General features: G+C 51.3%; 25 protein-coding genes. 22 read left to right on the top strand and 3 right to left on the bottom strand.

Annotation, left to right across the window (positions count from 1 at the left end):
* Positions 1–7: 7 nt before the first annotated feature.
* From rbfA to BN1247_RS07720, 4 genes are read left to right on the top strand one after another with little or no spacing between them, the layout of a single operon-like run.
* Positions 8–370, top strand: coding sequence for a 30S ribosome-binding factor RbfA (rbfA, locus tag BN1247_RS07735; RefSeq protein WP_054949865.1), 363 nt, complete (start codon positions 8–10; stop codon positions 368–370).
* A complete protein-coding gene (locus BN1247_RS07730) occupies positions 348–1,391 on the top strand; it encodes a DHH family phosphoesterase (RefSeq protein WP_082415846.1) in 1,044 nt (347 codons plus the stop codon). The genes rbfA and BN1247_RS07730 overlap by 23 nt, the downstream gene beginning before the upstream one ends.
* The gene (truB, locus tag BN1247_RS07725) at positions 1,388–2,314 is read left to right on the top strand and encodes a tRNA pseudouridine(55) synthase TruB (protein ID WP_054949864.1); all 927 of its coding nucleotides are present in this window, start codon (positions 1,388–1,390) and stop codon (positions 2,312–2,314) included. The genes BN1247_RS07730 and truB overlap by 4 nt, the downstream gene beginning before the upstream one ends.
* A 6-nt stretch (positions 2,315–2,320) precedes the next feature.
* Entirely contained in the window at positions 2,321–3,277 is a 957-nt protein-coding gene (locus BN1247_RS07720) for a bifunctional riboflavin kinase/FAD synthetase (protein ID WP_054949863.1), read from the top strand.
* A gap of 206 nt (positions 3,278–3,483) precedes the next feature.
* Here BN1247_RS07720 and BN1247_RS07715 read toward each other — a convergent pair whose 3' ends face one another.
* Both BN1247_RS07715 and BN1247_RS07710 read right to left on the bottom strand, forming a co-directional pair.
* Positions 3,484–4,746 carry a hypothetical protein gene (locus BN1247_RS07715; RefSeq protein ID WP_147675206.1) on the bottom strand — a complete coding sequence of 421 codons (1,263 nt, stop codon included), beginning with the start codon at positions 4,744–4,746 and terminating at the stop codon, positions 3,484–3,486.
* A complete protein-coding gene (locus BN1247_RS07710) occupies positions 4,740–5,594 on the bottom strand; it encodes a C39 family peptidase (protein ID WP_054949861.1) in 855 nt (284 codons plus the stop codon). The genes BN1247_RS07715 and BN1247_RS07710 overlap by 7 nt, the downstream gene beginning before the upstream one ends.
* A gap of 685 nt (positions 5,595–6,279) precedes the next feature.
* Here BN1247_RS07710 and BN1247_RS07705 point away from each other — a divergent pair.
* The 3 genes from BN1247_RS07705 (at position 6,280) to pnp (ending at position 10,375) form a co-directional block, all read left to right on the top strand.
* A complete protein-coding gene (locus BN1247_RS07705; protein ID WP_187119684.1) occupies positions 6,280–7,629 on the top strand; it encodes an ISLre2 family transposase in 1,350 nt (449 codons plus the stop codon).
* A gap of 251 nt (positions 7,630–7,880) precedes the next feature.
* The gene (gene rpsO, locus BN1247_RS07700; protein WP_054949860.1) at positions 7,881–8,150 is read left to right on the top strand and encodes a 30S ribosomal protein S15; all 270 of its coding nucleotides are present in this window, start codon (positions 7,881–7,883) and stop codon (positions 8,148–8,150) included.
* A gap of 71 nt (positions 8,151–8,221) precedes the next feature.
* Complete coding sequence (pnp, locus tag BN1247_RS07695) at positions 8,222–10,375, top strand: polyribonucleotide nucleotidyltransferase (protein ID WP_390622034.1); 2,154 nt, start codon at positions 8,222–8,224, stop codon at positions 10,373–10,375.
* 101 nt (positions 10,376–10,476) lie between these two features.
* On the opposite strand, the gene BN1247_RS17675 is transcribed toward pnp, so the two are convergent.
* A complete protein-coding gene (locus BN1247_RS17675; RefSeq protein ID WP_157360855.1) occupies positions 10,477–10,632 on the bottom strand; it encodes a hypothetical protein in 156 nt (51 codons plus the stop codon).
* Between the two features lie 74 nt (positions 10,633–10,706).
* Between BN1247_RS17675 and BN1247_RS07690 the strand changes: the two genes are divergently transcribed.
* From BN1247_RS07690 to BN1247_RS07620, 15 genes are all read left to right on the top strand, one after another.
* Entirely contained in the window at positions 10,707–11,726 is a 1,020-nt protein-coding gene (locus BN1247_RS07690) for a polysaccharide deacetylase family protein (protein ID WP_054951557.1), read from the top strand.
* A 40-nt stretch (positions 11,727–11,766) separates the two neighbouring features.
* On the top strand, positions 11,767–13,146 hold the full coding sequence (locus BN1247_RS07685) for a M16 family metallopeptidase (protein ID WP_074011084.1): 1,380 nt from the start codon (positions 11,767–11,769) through the stop codon (positions 13,144–13,146).
* Positions 13,139–13,582, top strand: a complete 444-nt coding sequence (dut, locus tag BN1247_RS07680; protein WP_054949859.1) for a dUTP diphosphatase — start codon at positions 13,139–13,141, stop codon at positions 13,580–13,582. The genes BN1247_RS07685 and dut overlap by 8 nt, the downstream gene beginning before the upstream one ends.
* Positions 13,583–13,630: 48 nt before the next feature.
* On the top strand, positions 13,631–13,813 hold the full coding sequence (locus BN1247_RS07675) for an aspartyl-phosphate phosphatase Spo0E family protein (RefSeq protein WP_054949858.1): 183 nt from the start codon (positions 13,631–13,633) through the stop codon (positions 13,811–13,813).
* Between the two features lie 92 nt (positions 13,814–13,905).
* The gene (locus BN1247_RS07670) at positions 13,906–14,160 is read left to right on the top strand and encodes a YlmC/YmxH family sporulation protein (RefSeq protein WP_054949857.1); all 255 of its coding nucleotides are present in this window, start codon (positions 13,906–13,908) and stop codon (positions 14,158–14,160) included.
* 65 nt (positions 14,161–14,225) lie between these two features.
* Positions 14,226–15,122 carry a dipicolinate synthase subunit DpsA gene (gene dpsA, locus BN1247_RS07665; protein ID WP_054949856.1) on the top strand — a complete coding sequence of 299 codons (897 nt, stop codon included), beginning with the start codon at positions 14,226–14,228 and terminating at the stop codon, positions 15,120–15,122.
* Positions 15,122–15,724, top strand: coding sequence for a dipicolinate synthase subunit B (locus BN1247_RS07660; protein ID WP_147675205.1), 603 nt, complete (start codon positions 15,122–15,124; stop codon positions 15,722–15,724). The genes dpsA and BN1247_RS07660 overlap by 1 nt, the downstream gene beginning before the upstream one ends.
* A 54-nt stretch (positions 15,725–15,778) precedes the next feature.
* Positions 15,779–16,813: an aspartate-semialdehyde dehydrogenase gene (locus BN1247_RS07655; protein ID WP_054949854.1), complete on the top strand. Its 1,035-nt coding sequence runs from the start codon at positions 15,779–15,781 to the stop codon at positions 16,811–16,813.
* 96 nt (positions 16,814–16,909) lie between these two features.
* Complete coding sequence (dapG, locus tag BN1247_RS07650; protein WP_054949853.1) at positions 16,910–18,139, top strand: aspartate kinase; 1,230 nt, start codon at positions 16,910–16,912, stop codon at positions 18,137–18,139.
* 12 nt (positions 18,140–18,151) lie between these two features.
* Positions 18,152–19,030 (top strand): 4-hydroxy-tetrahydrodipicolinate synthase, encoded by an 879-nt coding sequence (dapA, locus tag BN1247_RS07645; protein WP_222705238.1) that lies wholly within the window; start codon positions 18,152–18,154, stop codon positions 19,028–19,030.
* A gap of 200 nt (positions 19,031–19,230) precedes the next feature.
* Complete coding sequence (locus BN1247_RS07640; protein ID WP_390622063.1) at positions 19,231–20,838, top strand: ribonuclease J; 1,608 nt, start codon at positions 19,231–19,233, stop codon at positions 20,836–20,838.
* Between the two features lie 230 nt (positions 20,839–21,068).
* Positions 21,069–21,833, top strand: a complete 765-nt coding sequence (locus BN1247_RS07635) for a ClpP family protease (RefSeq protein WP_054949851.1) — start codon at positions 21,069–21,071, stop codon at positions 21,831–21,833.
* Positions 21,830–22,057, top strand: a complete 228-nt coding sequence (locus BN1247_RS07630) for a YlzJ-like family protein (protein WP_054949850.1) — start codon at positions 21,830–21,832, stop codon at positions 22,055–22,057. Before BN1247_RS07635 ends, BN1247_RS07630 begins: the two co-directional genes overlap by 4 nt.
* A 150-nt stretch (positions 22,058–22,207) precedes the next feature.
* Positions 22,208–24,553, top strand: coding sequence for a DNA translocase FtsK (locus tag BN1247_RS07625; protein WP_054949849.1), 2,346 nt, complete (start codon positions 22,208–22,210; stop codon positions 24,551–24,553).
* 291 nt (positions 24,554–24,844) lie between these two features.
* Entirely contained in the window at positions 24,845–25,921 is a 1,077-nt protein-coding gene (locus tag BN1247_RS07620) for a BMP family lipoprotein (RefSeq protein ID WP_054949848.1), read from the top strand.
* Positions 25,922–25,969: the final 48 nt, after the last annotated feature.

Genomic DNA, 25,969 nt, shown 5'->3' with positions numbered 1-25,969 from the left:
GACGGACGTGAGCAAAATTCGCCCTAGTCGCGTCGGAGAGCAAATCAAGAAAGAGCTAGGACAAATTATTGGGCAAGAGTTAAAAGACCCGCGCATCGGCTTCGTGACGGTTACGGGAGTCGATGTCACCGGAGATTTACAGCAGGCAGCGATCTACATTAGTGTGTTAGGGGACAATGATTCGAAAGAGAACACACTGACTGCGCTGGAAAAAGCGAAAGGGTTTATTCGCAGCGAGATTGGCAAGCGCATTCGCTTAAGGCACACACCTGAACTCTCGTTTAAAGTGGATGAATCAATTCAGTATGGTAACCGCATCGAAAAGTTGCTGAAAGAAGTGAAAACGGATGGACAGCCGCAAGACGAGTAAGAACGCCGCTCCCGCGCAACTGAACCAGGAAGGTCGTACCGGGGACGAACAAACCATCGCTTGGGAGGAAGTGGCGCGCTTTTTGCAGAGCTACGACTCGTTTTTAGTCGTGGCACACATTCAGCCGGACGGCGATGCGATCGGGTCTACTTTGGCGATGGCGCACATTTTACAGCGCCTCGGTAAATCGTACGTGCTGACGAATGACTCCCCTGTGCCAAAGAGGTACCGTTTTTTAACACATGTCGATTCGATCGTTCCGTGGCCGGAGGCAAAGGCGCACGGACATTTTGAAGCCGTCATCAGTGTCGACTGCGCCGATCAGAAGCGGCTTGGCGCGGTGACGGAAGTGATCGGGAAATACCCAATGTTAAACATCGATCACCACCCGACGAATGACAACTTTGGGACCGTCAATGCCGTGGCTCCCGAAAAGGCGGCTACCGCGGAAATTTTGTATGACCTCACTGAGTATTTACAACTTGCGTGGGATCGCGAATTTGCGGAAGCGATTTATACGGGGGTTATGACCGACACAGGCAGCTTTCGCTATGCGAACACGTCGCCTGCGGTAATGGCGTTAGCTGCACATTTACTTACTTACGGGGTTGTGCCGTACCGTATCGCTGAACACGTATACGAAAGTGTGTCTCAGGCGCAACTTCTCGTCACGAAAGAAGCGTTAAATGCGTTGTCCTTCGCCGAGGACGGACGGATCGCGTGGATGTCAGTGACGGTACAGCAGAAAGAAGACACAGGCGCGACAGACGAAGATCTTGGCAGCCTCGTGAACGTCGCCCGCAACATCGAAGGGGTCGAAGTCGGTATTTTGTTTAAACAAATCGACAGCCGCGGGGTAAAAGTGAGTATGCGCTCGCGCCATAAAGTAGACGTGGCGCAAATCGCGCAAGCGCTCGGGGGCGGTGGACACGCCCGCGCGGCCGGTTGTTACGTCGAAGGGACGCTTCCAGAAGTCGAGGCGCGAGTGATCGCGGCGACGAGGAGGGCGCTTAACGAGTGACGACGTTAAACGGCATCTTACCCGTCTGGAAACCGGCCAATGTGACGTCCCACGACGTCGTTGCCAAAGTCCGCCGCTTGGCTCAGCAAAAAAGAGTTGGTCACACTGGGACATTGGATCCAGCCGTCGAAGGGGTATTGCCACTCTGTCTCGGACAAGCGACTCGCGTCGTTGAATACGTGCAACAACTAGCAAAAACGTATGAAGGGACGATGACGCTCGGGATCGCTACCGACACGCAAGACCAAGAAGGACAGGAGCTCGAACGGGCGGCAGTAGGCGACGTTAGCGAACAGGACATCCGGCGCGTCTTCCGGCAGTTTACGGGTGAGATCACACAAACGCCGCCGATGTTCTCCGCAGTGAAGGTGGATGGGCGCCGCTTGTACGACCTGGCGCGCGAAGGTAAAGTGGTGGAGCGGAAAGCGCGCACCGTGCGGATTGAACGCCTCGAACTACTCGCGATGCGTGCAGGTGCCTTTCCCGAAGTCGACTTCTCCGTCACGTGTTCCAAAGGGACGTACGTGCGAACGCTCTGTGTCGACATGGGGGCAGCCCTCGGCTATCCGGCACACATGTCGCGCCTCGTGCGCGTGCAAAGTGGTCCGTTTTGCGCTGAGCAGTGCGTCACACTCGCTCAGTTGGAAGAGACACCGCGCGAGAAGTGGGGCGAGCGATGGCTGTTTCCACTCGAGGCAGGCGTGGCGCACTTTCCCGCTTATACAATTGCTGCGAGCGACGCGCGTCGCGTCGCTAACGGTATGCCGCTGCAACTGACCAGCGGGAGCGAGACAAAGCCGGAGGCTGTCTCGCCCGGGACACTCGTGCGCATTTACGTCGGGGATACTTTTCGCGCCCTATACTTAACGGACGCGACGGGCAAGCAGGCGAAAGCCGTTAAAGTATTTGCAGAAAATAGGTGACAGCTGATGCAAGTTATCCATTTACGTTATCCGTTAGATCAGAATATCACTTATTCCGCCGCCGTTTTGGCGATCGGTACGTTTGACGGCGTGCACGTCGGACACCGCGAAGTACTCGGGCGGGCGATGCAGCTTTCCGCAAAGTTACACGTATCGTCGGCGGCGATGACATTCGATCCGCATCCGCGCGAAGTTTTAGGGAGAAAGACGGATGGAGAATATTTAACACCGCTCGCAGAAAAACTACGGCAATTCGAACAGTGCGGTCTCGATATCGCGTACGTCGTACACTTCGACCAGCAGCTAGCTCAGCTCGCGCCGCGCGATTTCGTGGAACGCTTTCTCATTCCGTTGCAAGTGAAGGGGATTGTCGTCGGCTACAATTACGCCTTCGGGCACAAGGCGAGCGGGACGACGGAAGATTTAATTCACTTAGGCCAAGGGCGATACGAGGTCGACATCGTACAACCGGTGCAACTCAAGGCACAACATGTGAGTAGCACGACGATCCGCGAGCTACTCAAACAAGGAGACATGGGGCGTGCTGCAGACTTGCTTGGACGGCCGTACGCCGTCGACGGTGAAGTTGTGCACGGCAAGGGACGGGGAGGGAAACTACTCGGTTTCCCGACGGCAAACTTGCAATTGTGTGGCTCATACGCGGTGCCGCGCGTCGGCGTGTACATCGTTCGCGTCGATACATTGAGCGGCACGCGCTACGGCGCGATGAGTATCGGTTTCAATCCGACCTTCGACGATCAAATGCCGGTTCCTTCACTCGAAGTGCACCTACTCGATGTCGATGAAGATTTGTACGGCCAGACGTTGCGCATTCATTTTTTACATTATTTACGTCCGGAAAAGAAATTTAACGACGTCTCAGAGTTAATTGCGCAAATGCAAAAAGACGTGGCAGACACGCGCGCTTGGGGCGAACGGGAGCAGGCTCAGCTTAAGGGATAATTGTCGTTAACGCCCGGCTAAAGATAAACATTAACTCGAGCGACTAAGCGGTGATTGAGTTAGCTATGGTGCAGTAAGTAGGGACTGATGAATAAGCTTACGGTTTGGAAGAAAACACCTCTCGATCTGAACGGGAGGTGTTTTTATCGGGTGCGCCCAGCATCGGCGCGATCTATCGCTATCTATCGCGATCTATAAGGCACGATTTAATCTTTAAACTCGATCAAGTGCATGCGGTGGGGGAGAATGCCTTTATCTTTCGCCGCACGGATATCCTCTGGAGTTGCCGAAATCGGGGTGGTCCAGAATAGGTAGTTACCACGTGTATACACGTTACACATGTCAGCGATTTCCTCGTCGTCTTCCAATGTAACCACCTTGTCCAGTTTGCGGTCGTATACTTGGACTTTATCTTCTCCTTCCCAAGCAACGATGCGCTCACTCATCGATAAAAACTGGGGAACATCCTCTGGTTTACTAGTAGAAAAAATCTTACGCTCCGACCCGTTTTCGATTATGCCAAGCGACCAACCAGGTTCATTTTTGTCGTGTCCGGACCAAGCGACCGCTTTACCGTCCGTTGCATAAAAGTGTATTTCGTATCCTTTGGTGATTTGTTCTATTTTGCCGTTTTTGTTCCAAAATAAAGCGCCCGTATCGTCTGCTTTTTTGTCCGGTCCGCTCCAGATGATAAAATCTTTCGTGATAATCGGATTGCCACCGAGTGGCGCGATATCGGTACTTTTTCCTGTCTTAATATTGTATTTTTTTACAGCAACGGAAGGCCCGATCTCGAGCGGGGGCGCGACGACAGGACTCCAAACAAATTCGTCACCGTATAAGCTTGGGTACATGAATGTACCTCCGAAACCATCTCCGTTAGCATCTTTAGGGTTAGTGGTCACGATACGATCTTTCTTTTTCCTGCGGTCGTATACGTGAATATTCCATTTGTCAAACGATTGGTCGAGAGGCTCACTCCAAACGATCCATTTTTTATTCATATCGACCCCGCCAACTTGCGCGCCACCAAGTTCTTCAGAGTTTTTCACTGATAGAATCACGTCATGTGTGCGAGTGGTAGGATCAAATAGGATCATTTGTTCGGGCTTTTTATTCTGATGCGGAACTACGCCAACGATTAGGCCTTCTTCGGAGATAATATCCGCGGACCAAGCCCTTTGATCATGAAGAATTTGATCAAACGTTATTATCTTTTCGTCCCGCCACACATCTTCTTTCGAAACGACTTCTGGAAGAGTACCCGATTGTCGGGTACTGCCTTTCTGAGAAACACTGCCTTTCTTAGTCGTGTGATTATTATTTTCTTTGCTTTGTGATGGTGTTTTTTTTGAGGGAGGAGGAGGTGACGAAGTCGCCCCGTTCTCACACCCTACAGTGACAAGGAAAAGAAGAGCTAACGCGGTAAGTAACAACTTAATGTCGACGAAAGATCGCTTAGTTACCATATGATCCCACGTCCGTCACAAATAGTCGCCATTTTTTTGTAGTCAATCCAGGAATACTTCGGCACATTTTTGCCCCAGCTAATTCCAAGAGCCTTATGGGATGAATCTGCATATTGGATTGAGTTCCCGTTTTTCATGTATCCGGAGATTGGAACCCAATGAAGAATTTCCCCATTTTTGGGATGTCCCTTTAATTTTGGACCGTCCTTGACCTCCCACGTATTCGCAGCGACGCCACGACCGTTGTCAATCGTGTACTTTACATGATGTTTAAACTTGGACGCATTGACGTTAACACCGTAAGGTGTGTAATATTTAGTTTTCAAAAAGTGATTAAGCGTGTCTTTCATCGGGTATTTTCCTTTCCCGAGAGACCAAGGTGTACCACTTTTTGTCGTGCCAAGTTTCTTAGCGGCTTGTTTCTGTGTTGTATTAGCCACTCCTCTCGCTCGAATAATCATACTCGCTGTTGCAGGACCGCAATAGTAGTAATTCGATTGCGTCTGATGAGTGAGGCTAATGCCCTTGGCGGCAGCGTTCGTCTTAAGACTATCTGTCAGTGTCATATCAGGCTCCTCACCAATTTTCTCCTGAAAAGCACGTAATGCCTTTTCGACTTCTGCAATCGAACGCTTGCCTTCTTCAGCCTCCAAGTACAGTTGAACCAGCTTTTCCTTCTCAGTGATGATCGCTTTCGTTTCGTCATCAATCGGATAATCAATGTATGGCTTAGTTCCGTCCGGATTGAGCTTTGGATAGAGTTCTGGCGTATCCGCGTAGGCGGTACCAGCGGCTATGGTCAATGCGAAAATAACTAGAAACCCAGTAAAAACGACTATTTTTTTCATTAGAAAATCCTCCTCACAGTTTGAAAAGTGGTAAAAAGTTTGAGACAGTGACACGACCGTGCTACTTCAACTCCATGAACTTTCAAATACTAAAATGAAAGTTACTCTTAAGATCGCGTTCCCCCTTTCAATATGGGAACTATAAATGAGAGAGTGCGATGTGTGCGCAGGAAAGAAGTAGTTAGACTTGATGCGTTTAACCGCATAATGATCTTGTCACTGTCCTCAAATGGTGTGGGAGGTGTATGCGTTGTCAGAAATGAGGGCCTGTCCATCCGATTGGTGCGGTATAATCCAGGATGTATGTGGCTCTATTCTCCATTTATAGTTTTGTGTCCTAAAGATACCACTTAATTCTACAAGTTGTCAATAACTCATTTCATAAAAAAATATATCGAATTTGATGATTGGATAGGGGAAGATAATATAAAGCGAGATTAAGTTCATAACGCTGTCGCACGAATCATTGACGGATCACTCGGTACCTTCCGCAGTGATCCGTCCATTTTTTCTGCGCGTACTACGGGTATGTGTAACATTTCTCTCGAAGGGTTTTAGCAGGAATTTGGAGGGAGAATATAGAAAAGGAAGACCTAAATAGTACTCCTAACCACCACGAAAGGAGAGGTCTTCCTTGAAAACCATTATACCAGAAATCGCTACTATCTTGGAACAGTCTACAGATATGTTGTCGTTTTGGGAAAGCTTACGTATTCGCCTGATGGAAGTGATGGCTGATCTGTTCGGAGAATTTTTGGAGCAGCTCGATCAGATGATGACGACGCATTACAAGGAAAAATACGGTTGGAAAAGTGAGCGATTGGACAGCCGGGAGTTCACCAGTTTTTTTGGGACAGTGTCCTATAAACGCCACTTGATGTACGACCGAAACGGAAACGCACATTACCCTGTCGATGAGGCAATCGGTTTAAAACGCCGTAAAAGATACAGCCCAGACCTTATGATGCTCGGAGCAGAGTTAGCTGCAGCGCCGGGAATGACCTACCGCCTCGCCTCAGAGGTCACGCAAAAACTTGCCGGTATAACGATCAGCCATACGACGTTTCAGCGCTTAGTAAAAGAAGCAGGTGAAGCTCAAGCTGTCATGGATGCTGAAAAAAGGGATCGAATTTTTGAGGATACGGTAATTCCTAACTCTCCGTCCGTTAAGCACTTATATTGCGAAGCAGATGGCTTATACGTCAAAGGGAGAGGCAAAGGAATAGAGATCAAAAATATGCTTGCCTATACCGGGTGGGAGCAAAACGGACAGCGTGTCTCGTTAACAGATCGTCACGTCTTTTCTACCGTTGAATCGGTGGATGACTTTTGGGAAATAGGTTATGCAGCGATTCGACATCGTTGGGATCTCTCACATACACATGTGGCGACTAATGCGGATGCGGCTTCATGGATCTCTGAGGAACGCGTTCAAAATACCTTTTCTGAAGCGACATCGGTTGTCCGCCAATTGGATCCTTTTCACGTAAAGAGGAGTATTCGTCGCGGGTTGAGCCGCCAGCCAAGGCTCATTCCTCAAATTGAAAAGGCAATATCCGAAAAAAATAAGGATAGGTTTAAAGCGGTGATTGATACGGCACAGGGAAATGCAGAGACGGAGCGAGAGGAAAAGCGTATCGAGAACATGCAGAAGTATCTTGAAGGGCACTGGGAGATCCTCTGCGACTGGCGTGAGGTTAGTCCAGACGTGCCAAAAAATGCTCGTAGGATGGGATGCATGGAATCGAACCAGAGACGTCTGGCATACCGCATGAAACGTCGTGGCATGTACTGGAGTGAAGAAGGGGCTCAAGCCATCGCCAAAGTACAACAAGGCGTTACCAATGGGACGTTGAGACAGGCATTATTAACTGTCTGGCCCAACCGCCAAGTGACACAAAAACTAAAACGCCATGCGAGGCGAATAGGTAAGTCGGATCACATTGGGGTTCAAGTTGGCAGGATCCAAGTAGGTGCCGCATCAGCTTCAAGTGCTATTGGGTATTTGGATAAGGTGGTTAATCGCCGTCCTTGAAGAGTTAACTCCTCAAGGGCGGACAACAAGTGAACGTTAGGGAATGACATATTTAGGTCTTTAAATCCTTGATCCTGTAAGGTCGTCGAGTAAAGCTTGACACATACGTACTACGGCTACGACTAGAGACGGCCGCTTATTTATGGTATACTTATTAACGGTCTTTGAGACACAACCTTGACGCGGATCGCCGATAACCTCGACGGCTTTCTGGGTTAAGGGGTTTAGACATTAGGAGGTGAACGTACGACATGGCACTCGATCAAGCGAAGAAAACGGAGATCATTCACGAGTTTCAGCAAAAAGAAGGTGACACCGGATCTCCGGAAGTGCAGATCGCCATTTTGACAGAGCGGATTAACAGCCTGAACGAGCACTTGCGGGAACATAAGAAAGACCACCACTCCCGTCGCGGGTTGCTCAAAATGGTCGGTCAACGCCGTAACTTGCTCAACTACTTGCGCAACAAGGATGTGGCTCGTTACCGCGCCGTGATTCAAAAATTAGGACTGAGACGTTAACGAGAAGCGGGGTGAACCCCGCTTTTTCACAATGCTTTTATTTCCCGCGCAAGCAGGAGATACTATAAGTTATGACGAATGTGTACAGCAGAGAGGAGGAATTTTGTAACAACATGGAAAAACGTTATGAATACGAACTAGGCGGACGACCGCTTGTTTTGGAAATCGGGAAGCTGGCAAAGCAGGCTAGCGGGGCCGTGATGGTGCGCTATGGCGATACAGCCGTACTCGCGACAGCAACTGCTTCGAAGGAGCCGAAAAACCTCGACTTCTTCCCGTTGACGGTCAATTACGAAGAGCGGTTATACGCTGTTGGCAAAATCCCTGGAGGGTTTATTAAACGCGAGGGACGGCCGAGTGAGAAAGCGATTTTGGCGAGCCGATTAATCGATCGCCCGCTGCGCCCGTTATTCCCGGAAGGGTTTCGCAACGAGGTGCAAGTCATTACGACCGTCATGTCTGTCGATCAAGACTGTTCGTCTGAAATGGCGGCGATGATCGGTGCGAGTGCTGCATTATCCATCTCCGACATTCCGTTTGAGGGACCGATCGCCGGCGTCACTGTCGGCCGCATTGACGGCGAATTCGTGTTAAATCCGACGATTGCAGAGGCGGAAAAAAGTGACATCCACTTAGTCGTCGCTGGGACGAAAGACGCCATTAACATGGTGGAAGCGGGCGCAGATGAAGTGCCGGAAGAGACGATGTTAGAAGCGATTATGTTCGGGCACGACGAGATCAAAAAACTGATTGCCTTCCAAGAGCAAATCGTTGCCGAGGTCGGCCAGGAAAAGATGGTGCCTGAGTTGCATCAAATCGACGAGGAACTGGCGAGCCAAGTGCGCGATCAAGCGGGAGACAGGCTCATCGCCGCCATTCAAGTGCAGGAGAAACACGCGCGCGAGGAAGCGATCGAACAAGTGAAGGCGGATATTTTCGCCTTGTACGAAAAGGAAGACGCGGAAGAGACGGAAACAGAGCAGCGTGCGGTTGCCGAAGTGTTGGACGACCTTGTCAAAGATGAAGTGCGGCGCTTAATTACGGTTGAGCACATCCGTCCTGACGGGCGCGGCCTCGATGAAATTCGCCCGCTGTCGTCGCAGGTCGGTCTTTTGCCGCGCACACACGGGTCAGGACTGTTTACCCGCGGTCAAACGCAAGTGCTGTCGATCTGTACGCTCGGTGCACTTGGCGATGTACAAATATTGGACGGGTTAGACCTCGAGGAATCGAAGCGGTTTATGCACCACTATAACTTCCCGCCGTACAGTGTCGGCGAAGCGCGGCCGATTCGCTCGCCCGGACGACGTGAAATTGGGCACGGGGCACTCGGCGAACGGGCGCTCGAACCGATCATTCCTTCGGAAGACACGTTCCCATACACGATCCGCCTCGTTTCGGAAGTGTTAGAATCGAACGGGTCGTCATCGCAAGCGAGCATTTGTGCGTCGACTCTGGCGCTCATGCATGCAGGGGTTCCGATTAAAGCACCTGTGGCCGGCATTGCAATGGGCTTAGTGAAAGAAGGCGACCGCGTTGCGGTGCTCACGGACATCCAAGGGATGGAAGACCACCTCGGCGACATGGACTTCAAAGTGGCTGGTACGCGCCAAGGTGTCACTGCCTTGCAGATGGACATCAAAATCCAAGGGATCGACCGCACGATCTTAGCGGATGCACTTGCACAGGCACGGCAAGGTCGCTTGCACATTATCGACCACATGTTAGAAACGATTGCCGCGCCGCGGGAGGAACTGTCTGAGTACGCGCCGAAAATTGTTACCGTGCAAATCCCGCCGGAAAAAATTCGCGACGTCATAGGACCGAGTGGCCGCATGGTGAACAAAATTATCGACGAAACAGGTGTCAAAATCGACATCGAGCAAGATGGTCGCGTCTTTATCGCTTCTGCGGACGCCGAAGGTAACGCTAAAGCGAAAAAGATCATCGAAGACCTTGTACGCGAAGTAGAAGTCGGTGAAATTTACTTGGGGACGGTGAAGCGCGTCGAGAAGTTCGGGGCGTTCGTGGAGATCCTTCCGGGTAAAGAAGGGCTTGTCCACATTTCCCAGCTGGCGCCGAAACGAGTAGAAAAAGTGACCGACGTCGTTAAGGTCGGCGACCAAGTGACGGTCAAAGTAACCGAAATTGACAACCAAGGGCGCATTAACTTGTCGCGTAAAGCGGTGTTGAACGAGCAAGCGAAAGCTTCGCAGAAGCGTTAACACTGATCGGCGAGACAATTTTTATGTTAGTATTTTACGTTGCGATTTCGCGTCAGCGGCTATGTCGATACGTGGCGACAAATGGCGACAGCTTGTGAATTTTACCACTGTAATTTGGCAGCGCCCTCCGCGTTAACGGTTCCCGAAACGGTAACGTTCGGCGGCGCATGCCACGTATGATTACTTTTAACCAACAAGAGTAACAAAAAAGAGTCAGGTTCATCTGCCTCTTTTTTTATTTGTCCTTTTTTCTTCATAGCGCGTCCACGTGCAGCATAAAGTGTAAGGAACTGACGGCGTAGGGTGACGAATGAAGGGCGAGGTGAACGGGATGTCGCGGCTGCAAGTAAAACTAGTGATATTAGCGGTAAGCGGGGTAGCTGTCGCGTTACTGTTGACCACTTTTTCACCGTTGACGGCATACATTGACGGGGTCAAGCACGGGCAGGCAGTACCAGTTATGTCGTCCCAGCCTACTGCAGGCGGGGAGACGAAAATGAGCGATTCGTTGGAACAGCTAGTTAAAAAAGCGGCTAAGGAACATTCCGAGCCCCCAATTGACGCGCGCGTCGACTCCGTCTGGAAGGCAATTCCAGGATACAACGGGCTTGTCGTCGACGAATCGCGTACGCTCGCGCTCGCCCGCGATCGGGGGAGCAGTAAACCGCCTAAGCTCGTTTATCGCGAAGTACCGCCAAAAGTGCAGCTTAAGCATTTACCGCCTAACCCCATTTACCGCGGCAACGAGCATAAGCCGATGGTCGCGCTCATGATCAACGTTGCGTGGGGCACGGAACATATCGCGCCGATGTTAGCCATTCTCGAACGGGAAGACGTGCGCGCTACTTTTTTTTTCGACGGCAGCTGGCTCGCCAAACACGCGGACACAGCTAAGCAAATCGTCGCGGCCGGACACGCGGTCGGCAACCACGCCTACCACCACCCGCTCATGAGCCGCCTCTCGACGGACAAAATGCGGCAGGAAATGAGTGCGACATCAGAGTTAATCAAACAGTCGCTCGGTGTGGAGACGCCGTTTTTTGCGCCGCCGGCAGGAGATTTTAACGATCGCGTCGTACAGACGGCAGCGGACCTTGGCATGTACACCGTGCTATGGACCGCTGATACGGTTGACTGGAAACCGTCGACAACCCCGCAGCGAATGGTCGAACGCATCCGTAGAGACCTCGGCAACGGGACACTCATTTTAATGCATCCGACCGACCGCACGGTGGAAGCGTTGCCGCAAATTATTCAAACGGTGCAGCAAAACGGACTTACACTAGGAACGGTCGAGGAAGTGTTGTCTGAGGAGCGCATCCCGCGTATTGAGCCACAAAATCTGTTTTGATATAGTAGGACTATCGCTGTCCATTTTGAGGAGGAGTATGTTGATTGAACGTAACCAATTAGCGAACGGCGTGCGCATCCTTACGGAAAAAAATCCGCACGTACGCTCTGTATCGATCGGCATTTGGGTAGCGGTCGGCTCACGCTTTGAATCGCTCGCAACGAACGGCATGTCCCACTTTATTGAGCACATGGTGTTCAAAGGGACGAAAACGCGCTCGGCGCGCGCCATCGCCGAAGCGTTTGACGGCATCGGCGGTCACGTCAACGCCTTTACGGCCAAAGAGTACACGTGTTTTTACGCCAAAGTACTCGACGAACACACGTATGTAGCACTCGATATATTGTACGACATGTTTTTCCACTCCACGTTTGCCGCGGAAGAAATTGAAAAAGAAAAGCAGGTCGTCATCGAGGAAATTCGCATGGTCGAGGATACGCCCGACGATCTCGTGCACGAGTTGCTATCGCAAGCTGCGCTCGGAAATCATCCACTCGGGTTACCGATCCTCGGCTCGGTAGCGAATGTGAGCAGTTTTACGGCGGAGCGGCTGCGGCAGTTTATGGATGCTGAGTATACGCCTGCTCGTACCGTCATTACCGTCGTCGGCAACGTGCCCGAAGGGTTAGACGACTATTTGGCGCAGAAGTTCGGCGCATTTACAGCACCGGAGCCGGAGAGCGTCGGCGCACGCCGAACGGTGCACGGGGAAACGGACGACGGCGCAGCAAGGGCACAAGTATACGGACACGATCTGTCCTACGACGGAACCTCGCACGCGCCTCTAAATGGGCGAACGAACGACTATCCCGGCGAGCGGCCGCCGTTTCGCACCGGTGTCGAGCAGCGGGTGAAGGCGACTGAACAAGCGCACTTATGTTTAAGCGTGCCCGGGCTAGCTGTCAACGACCCGTACATCTACCATTTGACCTTGCTTTCCAATATTGTTGGCGGCAGCATGAGTTCGCGCTTGTTCCAAGAAATTCGCGAAGAGCGAGGACTGGCCTATTCTGTATTTTCGTATCATACGACGTATAAAGACTGCGGCTTTTTTGCGATTTACGCTGGCACCGGCGCTGAGCAAAGCGAACGCGTCCTCGCCTTATTGTTCGATATTTTACGCAACGTACGCACCAATGGCATTACCCGCGAGGAATTACAAAAGGCGAAAGAGCAGCTAAAGGGTAGTTTTGTGCTCGGAATGGAGAGTACGGCAAACCGCATGAGCCGACTCGGGAAAAATGAATTGATGTTACAAGAACATCCGAGCCCAGACGACGTACTAGCAAAAATTGATGCGATCCGTTGGGAAGATGTCATTGCGCTCGCAGAGCGGCTTTTTGCGCAAGAAGTGAGTTTTGCCATCGTCTCCCCCAACGACAAACTACCTAACACCTTCCGGAGGGATGCACTTGTATAACATTCAAATTTGTCAACTACCAGGAAACGAAGATTTACCACTTCCGAAAAAAATGTCTGCGGGCGCAAGCGGTTTTGATCTCGTCGCTGCCGTGCGCGAAGACGTCGTCTTACGGCCCGGGGAGCGGGCGCTCGTCCCGACGGGCATTCGTATCGCCTTGCCAGAAGGGCTGGAGGCACAAGTGCGTCCGCGCAGCGGACTCGCACTAAAGCAAGGAATTACGATGCTCAACAGTCCGGGGACGATCGATGCCGATTACCGCGGCGAAATCAGGGTCATTGCCATCAATCTCGGTAGCGAGCCGTTTACAATTGAACGAGGGGCGCGCATCGCACAGCTCGTCGTACAAGCAGTCCCGCGCGTTCAGTGGCAACAGGTGCAAACTCTTTCAGAGACCGAGCGGGGCAGCGGAGGGTTTGGACATACCGGCGTCTGAATAGCGTTGCGATTAACCAATTATTACGATAACAGGAGCGTACGAGTTGTGAAAAGGGTACATTTAAAAAAGCTAGAGGCAGAGGTGGAGCGTCTGCGCAAGGAGTTAATGCACAAAGTTTCCGGCGATTATACGAAATTGGCTGATCCCGCGATTTTGCCGCTCAGTAAACAACTAGATGGACTTATAACCGAATATATGAAAGAGACGACAATGATGCTCAAAAAGTAGTACCGCGCTAAAGTGGTACTACTTTTTTTTACACGTACATAGGGTGGCATAGAAAGGAAAGCGAAAGGAAAATGAAAGGAGTTGGCCATACGATGCGTTTTAGCGATCTCGCTGGTAAGGAAATTATCGATGTGATGAACGGGGAGCGGCTCGGTATGGTTGCGCAAGCGGATTTGGCGGTCGATCCGCGTTCAGGGCGACTGGAAGCGATGATTTTGCCCGTTCGTTCGTCGTGGTTTAAAAAAGCGGACATGGAAATCGAAATTCCGTGGGCGTACATTCGCAAGATCGGCCCAGAAATGGTCATCGTCGAAGCGAAAAACCGTCACTACCGTGCGGGCGAGTAACCGGCGCTTAGGCATCATCATACAATGGATGGTAGATGAGTGATCGACAGGAAAGGAGTAGGCACATGCTTACTGGGATCCAGATAGCGTTCATCGGTGGTGATGCCCGCCAACTCGAAGTGATTAAGCACTGCATCGAACAAGATGCAACTGTTTATTTAATCGGGTTCGACAATTTGGATAGCCAGTACAGCGGTTCGCGCAAAAGTGATCTGACCCCAGATGTTTTGCGGGATATCGACGTCCTGGTCTTACCGATTGTCGGCACCGACGATTCCGGTGTAGTGGAAAGTATTTTTACGTCCAAACCGATTCTTCTGACGGACGAATTAATGATGTCGCTTGCAAAAAAATGTACGGTATATACAGGGTTGGCAAAACCGTATTTGTACAATTTGTGTAAAAAACACGACATCCCCCTCGTAGAGATGTTGAACCGGGACGACGTCGCCATTTACAATTCGATTCCTACCGTCGAAGGCGCCTTAATGATGGCGATCCAAAATACGGACATTACGTTGCACGGCGCAAATATCTTCGTGCTTGGGATGGGACGCGTCGGGCAGACGTTGGCGCGCACGCTAAAAGCACTCGGTGGAAAAGTAAACGTCTGCGTACGGCGACCGGAACAGTATGCGCGGGCGGAAGAAATGGGATTTACCGCCCTTTACTCCGGCGAGTTAAAAGCACACGTCTACGACGCAGACATCGTCTTTAACACCGTGCCCGCAGCGATTGTCACCGCTGAAGTGATCAAACAGATGCCAGGGCACACGCTTATCATCGACCTCGCTTCCAAACCGGGTGGGACAGACTTTCGCTATGCCGAAAGGCGAGGCATTAAGGCAATGCTCGCACCCAGTTTGCCTGGACTCGTCGCTCCTAAATCCGCGGGGAGAATTCTGGCGATCACTTTGTCACAGTTGATCGATGAACAGATGAACGAGCGGGAGGGAGCATGATGGATTTTTCCGGCAAGACGGTTGGGTTTGGGTTAACTGGCTCACACTGCACGCACGACGAAGTGTTACCGCAAATGGAACGCTTAGTGCAACTAGGGGCAACAGTGTTGCCGATTGTCACTTACACTGTAGCAAACGTCGATTCGAAGTTCGGTGAGGCGAAAGAGTGGTTAGAAAAAATAAAGCGCATTACTGGGGAGCACATTATTTCCACCATACCGGAGGCAGAGCCGTTCGGTCCGAGCAAGCGGCTCGACGTCATGCTCATTGCGCCATGTACGGGTAATTCGCTCGCGAAATTGGCCAACGCACTCACAGACAGCCCCGTACTTATGGCGGCCAAAGCGACGATGCGCAACCGCCGCCCCGTCGTCGTCGCCGTTTCGACGAATGACGGTTTAGGATTTAACGCGGCCAATCTGGCGAAAGTATTGGTCGCAAAAAATTTATATTTTGTTCCCTTCGGGCAAGATTCGCCGGAAACTAAGCCAAATTCGCTCGTCGCGCGCATGGAACTCATTCCGGAAACGTGCTGGGAAGCGCTTCAAAACAAACAAATCCAGCCAATGGTAGTTGAAAAATATCGTTACTTGCCCACATAATAGAAAGAAACGTGTTTGTCTCGGCGTGAAGCCGGGAGTAGGAGGAGAATAGCAGTGAGTGAGAGAGCCGTAAATGTAGCAGTCGTCGGAGCGACGGGAGCAGTAGGTGGGCAAATACTTCGTCAATTAGAGCTGAGAAAATTTCCGGTAGGCACGTTAAAGTGTTTAGCGTCGCAGCGTTCCGCGGGTCAGACCGTTTCGTTTGACGGCGCGAAAGTGACAGTCGAAGAGGCGACACCGCAGTCGTTTAGCGGCGTCGACGTCGCCTTGTTCAGCGCGGGCGGTAGCGTCAGTAAGCAGCTGGTGCCCCATGCCGTCGCGAGCGGGGCAGTCGCGATTGACAATACGAACGCCTACCGCATGAACCCGGACGTACCCCTCGTCGTGCCAGAAGTGAACAGCGAAAAGATTAAAGAACATAAAGGGATTATTTCCAATCCGAACTGTTCGACGATTCAAATGGTCGTCGCCCTGAAGCCACTCGTCGACCGGTACGGCGTGAAACGGGTCATCGTATCGACGTACCAAGCCGTTTCGGGAGCTGGCAACAGTGCGATCGACGCGTTGATGGAAGAGACTCGCGCGGCTCTTAACGGTGAAGCCGTGTCTGCCCGCGCGTTTCCCGTGGGCAAGTTGGAGCGCCACTACCAAATGGCGTTTAACGCCATTCCGCAAATCGATGTCCCCGACGAAGGCGGCTATACGTTAGAAGAAATGAAAATGGTGCGCGAGACGAAAAAAATATTTGGCGATGAGTCGCTCGCCGTAACGGCGACGTGTGTGCGCATCCCGGTAGCGACCGGTCACTCGGAGTCGGTTTACGTCGAACTCGCTACAGATTACGATCTCGATGACGTACGCCAACTGTTAGCCGATACGGGCGGTGTGACAGTCATCGACGACATTGCACAGCAAGCGTACCCGATGCCGTTAGATGCTGCCGGGCGGGACGATGTGTTCGTCGGCCGCTTGCGTCGCGATTTGGACCAGCCGCGCGCCCTCAATATGTGGGTCGTCGCCGACAATTTATTAAAAGGCGCGGCACTCAATACGGTGCAAATCGCGGAACACCTCGTGAAAAGTTTATAACCGGCGTGTTGTTACAGCGCGGCACTCGTTGAAACAAGCCATTGAAGCGGCAAAACGGAAAATCGTACAGATTAGATAAAAAATGGGGATTTGGGCATGAGAATTATCGTACAGAAGTTCGGAGGCACGTCGCTGAAGACGCCCGAGTTGCGCCAGCGGGTCGTCCAGCACGTGCAGAAAGCACTCGAAGAAGATTACCGCGTCGTCATTGTCGTCTCCGCGATGGGACGGCGCGGCGACCCATATGCGACGGATACACTTTTGGACTTAATTAATCATAACGGGAAAGAATTAAATCCCCGCGAAAGGGACTTATTACTCAGCTGCGGCGAAATTATTTCAGCGTCGACGCTGTCCAGTATGCTAAAAATGGAGCATATTGACAACTGTGTCCTCACCGGTGGACAAGCGGGAATCGTCACGAACGACACGTTTAGTAATGCGCAAATTATTGCCGTCAACCCGAAACGATTGATGGAAGAACTCGCGCGAGTGCCGGTGGCGATTGTCACCGGCTTTCAAGGACAGACGCCACAAGGCGAGGTGACGACACTCGGTCGCGGCGGCAGCGATACGACTGCGACGGCGCTCGCAGTCGCATTGCACGCGGAAATGGTCGATATTTTTACGGACGTTGAAGGAATTATGACGGCAGATCCGCGGATCGTCGAAGATGCGGCACCACTCGATACAGTGACTTATACGGAAATTAGTAATTTAGCGTTTCAAGGGGCGAAAGTGATCCATCCCCGTGCGGTTGAAATTGCGATGCAGACGAACATCCCAATTCGCGTACGCTCGACGCTGTCAGATCACGCGGGGACGCTCGTCACACATTTAAACGAGATCAACCGCACGAAAAACGATGTGCACGATCGCCTCATCACGGGCATTACGCAAGTACCCGGTGTGACTCAAATTAAAATAACGGCAGCGGAAGACGACTACGACTTGCACTTGAAAGTGTTTAAAGCGATGGCGGCGCACGGGATCAGTGTCGACTTCATTAGTGTGAACCCGAGTGGCATCGCTTATACAGTGTTCGATCACGTTGCAGAACGAGCCCAAGCGATTTTAGAAGAAATGGGGTACCGTCCGCAAGTTCTCTCGAACTGTGCCAAAGTGTCAACCGTCGGTGCGGGTATTGCCGGCGTACCCGGCGTGATGGCAAAAATTGTCGAGGCGCTGACGCAAAATGAAATTCCAATCTTACAATCCGCTGACTCACATACGACGATTTGGGTGCTCGTGCACGGGCACCACATGGTACGGGCGGTTCGTGCATTACACCACCAATTTGAATTGCATAAACTTTACATTCACTAGGAGGGAATCGCATTGAATTTCGGGCAAGTCATTACGGCAATGGTGACGCCATTTGACAAAAATGAGAACATCGCTTGGGACGAAGTGACGCGTATTACGGAATGGCTAATAGAGACGGGGAGTGACGGCATCGTCGTCGCTGGTACGACGGGGGAATCGCCCGCGCTGACCGTCGAGGAAAAAATCGCCTTATTCCGCCACGTCGCGCGCACCGCTAACGGCAGGGCGACCGTCATCGCTGGAACGGGCTCCAATTCAACTGCGGCGACGGTCGAACTGACGAAGCAAGCGTCCGAATGCGGCGTCGACGGGATTTTGCTCGTCGCGCCTTATTACAACAAACCTTCGCAAGCAGGACTGTACGAACATTTTCGCACGGTAGCAGCAGCGACCGAACTGCCGATCATGCTGTACAACATTCCAGGCCGTACAGGTGTGAATATGAGCGCAGATACGGTCGTGCGCCTTGCGGAAATCTCCAATATCGTGGCGATCAAGGAAGCGAGTGGCGACTTCGTGCAAGCTTCGGACATCGTGCGACGAACGCCCGACGATTTTTACTTGTATAGCGGCGACGATAAAAACACGTTGCCGCTCATGGCCGTCGGCGCACACGGCGTCGTCAGCGTCGCCAGTCACCTGATCGGTAACGAAATGAAGCAAATGGTCGCGGCGTTCACTGCGGGCGATCATCAGGCTGCTCGCGCGCTTCACGAACAGTGGCTCGACGTGTTTGAAGACTTGTTTATCGCACCGAACCCGGTTCCGGTCAAGTACGCGCTAGCGGCACTCGGTTACGGCGACGAGCGCGTGCGTTTACCGCTTGTCCCGGCGACAGAACAACAAAAAATTGAGCTCGCGCAAATCGTAAAAAAAGTACGCGCGCGCTAAGCTTTTTTGCGGCACCTCTTCCGGTGCCGATTTTTTTGTTTGCTATTTGCAGTCGATATGACTTATAATATTCCTAAGTGACATATGTGCGGTTTTCTGTGACGACAAACGAATAACGTAAGGAGTGTTATTATTTGGCCAAGCAAAAAGAGCAGGTAAAAGTTTTTGCTCTTGGCGGCTTGGGTGAGATTGGGAAGAACATGTACGTCGTGGAAGACGGGAAAGACATCGTGGTCATCGACTGCGGCATTATGTTTCCGGAAGAGGAGATGCTCGGGATCGACGTCGTTATTCCGGACATTACGTATCTCGTGGAGAACAAGGAACGGGTGCGGGGGATTTTGTTAACCCACGGGCACGAAGACCACATCGGTGGCCTGCCTTATGTGCTTAAAGAAGTCAATGTTCCCGTCTACGGTACGAAATTTACGTTAGGCCTTGTAGAAAACAAATTACAAGAGCACTACATGTTGAACGAAACAAAACGAATTTTGATCAATAATCAGTCTAAAATCAAACTGGGAGGCATGACGGCGACGTTCTTTAAAACGACGCACAGTATACCGGACTGTGTCGGTGTTTGTTTAGAAACGTCTGCTGGACGTGTCGTACACACAGGTGACTTCCGCTTCGATCAGAGCCCGGTGAACAACCAGCAAGCCGATTACTACAAAATGGCGCAGCTCGGTGAGCGGGGCGTACTTTGCCTACTTTCCGATAGTACGAATGCGGAGAAGCCCGGGTTCACTGGCTCGGAACAAGGTGTGGGCGAAGCGCTCGACGAAGTGTTTCACAATGCGGCGCAACGCATCGTTGTAGCGACGTTTGCTTCGAACGTGCACCGCATTCAGCAAGTGATCAATTCGGCGGTGAAGTATAACCGTAAAGTGTGCGTCATCGGCCGCAGTATGGTTAACGTCGTTAACTTAGGGATCGAGCTAAACTATTTGCACGCGCCTGACGACATTTTCGTCGACGTCGACGACGTTAATCGCTTGCCGGCACACGAAGTCGTCATTTTGTCTACGGGAAGCCAAGGTGAACCGATGTCGGCGCTAACGCGGATGGCGCGTAACGCCCACCGAAAGGTTGACATTTTACCCGGGGATACGGTCGTCATTGCCGCTACCCCGATCCCGGGGAACGAAAAATACGTGTCTCGTACGGTCGACCAACTGTTCCGCATCGGCGCGAACGTCGTATACAGCGGCGGTGGTTCTCACGGCGTACATGTATCCGGCCACGGCCACCAAGAAGATTTAAAACTGATGCTTAATTTGATCAAGCCAGAATACTTTATTCCTATCCACGGGGAATATCGTATGCAACGTGTTCATGCCCAACTCGCCGAATCGACAGGAGTCAAACCAGAAAACATTTTTGTATTAGATAACGGCGATACAGTTGAATTTACTAAAGACGGCGCACGCCTCGGGTCGAAAGTACCGACAGGAAAAGTCCTAATCGATGGGCTCGGGGTTGGAGATGTAGGAAATATCGTACTAAGAGACCGCAAGCTGTTGTCACAAGATGGTATTTTAGTCGTTGTTGTCACTTTGAGTAAGCAGAAACGCATTGTTTTATCGGGTCCAGACATTATTTCTCGCGGTTTCGTCTACGTACGGGAATCGGAAAAGTTGTTAGATGAAGCGAATCAATTAGTGAGTGAAACGTTAGATCGCTGCATGAACGACAACATTAACGAATGGGCGTCACTGAAGACAAACGTCCGCGAAGCCCTCGGACGGTTTCTGTACGAAAAAACGCGTCGCCGCCCGATGATCTTGCCGATCATCATGGAAGTGTAAGTGAAGTCGCGCGTTAGAGGCGTCGAACGAGCAACATAGATCGGCATTGTGACCGTAAAATAAATATCGCTATACAAAGGCGTGGACTTCTGTAGCACATGAACGTTATACAGGAGTTCACGTTTTTTTATGGGTAAAATAATTCATCCGAAGGCGGCTCATACTACAGGTGACTGGACAAGTTATGCTACGGCCAGCGGATAAACCTGTAAACTGAGGAGAGATGCGCCATGGACAACGGCCAGCAAGCTGACGGCGAGCAGCCGACAAAACAACCGCAAACGGGAGTGCCGGGCACGAACAATGAGGATGCGGCGAAAAACGCGGTCGTCAACACGATTCAGCAATTGGGACAGACGAGTGTGCCGGCGGTGGAAACAAATATTCATTGTCTTTCTATCGTCGGACAGATCGAAGGACACGTCGTCTTACCGCCGCAAAACAAGACGACGAAATACGAGCACATCATTCCGCAAATCGTTGCAGCAGAACAAAACAACAAAATCGAAGGTATACTTATCGTGCTTAACACCGTCGGCGGGGACGTGGAGGCAGGTCTCGCTATCGCCGAAATGATCGCCTCCATGTCGAAACCGACCGTCACGCTCGTTTTGGGCGGTGGGCACAGCATCGGCGTGCCGATCGCTGTCTCTGCGGATCGCTCCTTTATCGCTCCGACGGCAACGATGACGGTCCATCCGATTCGCTTAACAGGTCTCGTCATCGGTGTGCCACAAACGTTCGAATACTTAGATAAAATGCAAGAGCGCGTCGTGAAGTTTGTCACGAAACACTCCCGTATAGGTGGAGAACGTTTTAAAGAACTGATGTTTAAAACGGGGGAACTGACACGCGATATCGGGACGAACGTGATCGGTGAAGACGCGGTAAAATACGAACTGATCGATGCCGTCGGGGGATTAGGTGAAGCGATGGCAGCGTTAAATGAGCTCATCGACGCGCGAAAACAGAGCGCAAAGGACGTGGTGCAATGATCCATTATACGCCGTTACCTCTAGAAGCTGTGTTTGACGGATGGGAGGAACTGACGACTGCGCCGCAAGAAATTTCCATAGGCGGAATCAAGATGCTCGTCGAACCGCTTAACGAACGAGAAGCAAAAATCGTTCGTCTCATTAGCCCCGACCCCGCTCACTTCCTCAACCCGGCTTATGAACCGGGAAAAACGATCAGCTTTGTCCCGCGAACAAACGCGTGATTTTCATGAAGATCAGGTGCACGTATACTTGGTCTTCTTTTTCTTTTCCGTGTTATAATGGAGAAACGTGCAGGCAAATTAATGGATTTCCATACATACATTTTGGTTGTCAAAGAGAAAGGTTGCTTGTGCGAAGGGGGAACGGTCTCAATGGCCCTAAAAAAGAAATCATCGCGAAAAGAGCGTGTAAGAAGCGGGCGATGGTATGAAGTGTGCGGAATTGTCCTGTTCGCGATATGTGTGATCGTGATTGGCAGTTTTGGCGCGGTTGGGCGATCATTTACTTATGTTTTTCGCTTTTTTGTCGGGACGTGGAACTTTATCGTTCCACTGCTCGGTATGTACGTAGCTATCCATATGATGGTAAAGCGCGATTGGCCACGGCAGTGGACGCCGCGCCACAGCGGCTTTACCTTATTGTTAACGGCGGTGTTAATTGTTAGTCATTACTTGCTGTTTCGATCTCTCGACGGGAACAGTAGCGTGTTAGCGGAGACGTGGAAACTCGTTTCCCGCGAAATCGATTCTACGGTACCGTTAGATATCGGCGGTGGGATGATTGGTGCCATCGGCTATGCGTCGCTGCGTTACTTATTCGATGACGTCGGCACACTCATCGTTTCTTTCGTCTTTATTTTAGTAGGACTGTTGCTCGTTACGAGCGTTTCTTATGCGCAACTGTGGCGAAAACTACGAAACAGCGGGGGCGCGATTAGCACGTTTACAACGAAGACTATGAACGGCGCATGGGACAGTGTGCAGCGGAGGCGCCTCGGATTCAAAGAGAAGCGCAACCAGCGCCGTACAGAGAAGGACGAAGATGTGGAGGAAGGAGGTCCAGCTTCTTCTGCGAATGCAAAGGTCGGCGACGTCCCTGTCATCCACGACTACTCGGAACGCACAGACGGATCAGACGAGAAAAAGTTGACCCGCGAACAAGGGCAGCTCGCTTGGTCAGAGCTGTCAGAGTCGGGCGAAACGGCACAGCAGGGGACGAAAGAACTAGCTACAGAGAACGGTGCACCTGTCCTCGGGCCGATGGGTGGCGCCCCAGAAGTGGGCAATTATTCGCTGCCGCCGTTTAGTTTGTTGGAAAAACCGAAAAAGATTAAACAAGGCGAGCATAAAGGGATGACCGCCAACGCCAAAAAACTTGAACAGACACTCGAGTCGTTTGGCGTAGGGGCTAAAGTGACGCAAATCCACCGCGGGCCGGCCGTGACTCGCTATGAAGTGCAGCCGGACATCGGAGTGAAAGTAAGTCGCATCGTCAATTTGACCGACGATTTAGCGCTCGCCCTCGCCGCCAAAGACATTCGCATGGAAGCGCCAATTCCCGGAAAATCGGCGATCGGCATCGAAGTGCCAAATCCGGAAGTGTCGATCGTCAACTTGCGCGACGTTTTGGAAAGTCCGCAATTTCACGAAGCAGAATCGAAGGTAAGCATTGCGCTCGGACGGGATATTTCCGGTGAATCGATCGTCGGCGACATGAGCAAAATGCCGCACTTATTAGTTGCTGGGGCGACCGGATCGGGAAAGAGCGTCTGTATTAACGGAATTATTGCCAGTGTGCTCTATAAAGCGAAACCAAACGAAGTGAAGTTTTTAATGGTCGATCCGAAAATGGTCGAATTGAACGTGTACAACGGCATCCCGCATTTAATTGCACCTGTCGTTACTGATCCACGTCACGCCGCCTTAGCTTTGAAGAAGATTGTGGCGGAAATGGAAAAGCGTTACGAACTGTTTGCGGAAAGCGGTGCCCGCGACATCAGCCGTTACAATCAACTGATGGCTGAGCAACACCCGGAAGAACCGTACCCGGCTTTGCCGTACATCGTCGTCATTGTCGATGAGCTCGCCGACCTCATGATGGTGGCACCGCAGGACGTCGAAGATGCGATTTGTCGTCTGGCGCAAATGGCGCGTGCCGCGGGTATTCATTTAATTATTGCGACACAGCGCCCTTCGGTCGACGTCATTACGGGGTTAATTAAAGCGAATATTCCCTCGCGTATCGCGTTCGGCGTGTCGTCACAAGCAGACTCGCGCACGATCCTCGACATGGGAGGGGCGGAGAAATTGCTCGGGCGCGGTGACATGCTGTACTTACCAGTCGGTGCGGCTAAACCGACGCGCATTCAAGGGGCCTTCCTGTCCGATCAGGAAGTCGATCGGATCGTCACTTTCTGCAAAAAACAGCAGGAGGCACACTACAATGAAGATATCATCGTGCAAGAGGAAGATTTAAAAGAAGATAATGCAGACGTCGAAGACGAACTTTACCCAGAGGCGGTCAAGCTTGTCGTCGAGGCGGAGACGGCTTCTGTTTCGCTTCTGCAGCGTCGCTTACGCATCGGTTACACGCGTGCTGCCCGCTTGATCGATGAGATGGAGGCGCGCGGCATCGTCGGGCCGTATGAAGGGAGTAAACCGCGCGATGTACTCATTACGCGAGATCAGTTCCGCGCTGGGGAAGAAGTGACGAGTTAGTGAAACTGTGTAGCAGCCGACATGTAAAAATTACCTAATATCATAAAAACTAAATTAGTAGATCCTAACAAACTCAATAAAATAAAGCAATCAAGGCCATTTCTATAAAAAAATATGATTGCTGATGAACGGTCGTGATTTAACAGATTAGAACCTGCATCTGGAAAAAAGTATGCGTACATGGTATAAATGATTTAGGAAGGAGTGGCACTCCTTCCGCTCTACTGTAAACGTACGGTAACGTTTACGAAATCACAAAGGTAGTTAGAAAAAATGTAGGGGGCCGAACGTATGTTTAAGAAAAAATCGCTTCTCCTCACCCTCGTGTTGCTGTTGACGGCAGCACTGCTCGTCGCCGGATGTGGCGCGGCGAAAGACGAAGGGAAGAAAGAGGGTGCCACTAAAGGGGAGGATAAAAAGACCGAAGGCGAATTTTCCGTCGGCATGGTTAGCGATACAGGCGGGATCGACGACGAATCGTTTAACCAAACAGGTTGGGAAGGCGTCAAGCGGGCAGAGAAAGAACTCGGTGCGAAGATTAACTTTATCGAATCGAAGCGCGATGAAGACTACGTCCCGAACTTGACGAAATTTGCTCGTCAAAAAACAGATATTTCGTGGGGCATCGGCTACAAATTCGACAAAGCGATTCCGCAAGTGGCCAAGCAGTTTAAGGACAGCAAGTTCGGTATCGTCGACTCGAACCTTGGCGGCGATATTCCGGATAACGTCGTTTCTGTCATGTTTAAAGAGCACGAAGCGTCTTTCCTCGTCGGTGTCATTGCCGCTGAAATGACGAAAACAGACAAAGTCGGATTTATCGGTGGGATCACTTCTCCGACGATTCAAAAGTTCCAAGTCGGATTTGAAGCTGGTGTACACGCCGTTAAACCGGATGCGAAAGTGATCGTGACGTACGCCGAAAGTTTTGACGATGTAGCGAAGGGGCGTACACTCGCCAAAGGACTGTTTGACGACGGGGCGGACATCGTATACCACGCGGCTGGCGGCGTCGGCAAAGGGTTGTTCGACGAAGTGAAGACGCGGAAACAAGGAGAGTTCTGGGTGATCGGCGTCGATATGGATCAATCGCACTTAGCGCCGGATCACACGTTAACGTCGATGATCAAACGCGTCGATGTCGGTGTGTTTGAAATGACGAAGGCACTCAAAGAAGGCGATTTCCAAGGTGGGAAAGAAGTCCAATTCGGCTTAAAAGAAAATGGTGTCGGCATTGCGGACAATTCGGACAAGCACGTGCCGAAAGACGTGCTCGATAAAGTGGATGAGTTCGAGAAAAAAATCGTCGACGGCGAAATCGAGGTACCGGCTACACCTGATGAACTGAAGGAATACAAAGCGAAATAATTACAAGAATAACCGTATACAGCACAGGCTAGCGATTTGCTAGCCTAA

The sequence above is a fragment of the Numidum massiliense genome (assembly GCF_001375555.1).
GTDB classification, from domain to species: domain Bacteria; phylum Bacillota; class Bacilli; order Thermoactinomycetales; family Novibacillaceae; genus Numidum; species Numidum massiliense.
The sequence above is the reverse complement of the archived record's forward strand: the minus strand, read 5'-3'. Positions and strand labels throughout refer to the sequence as shown.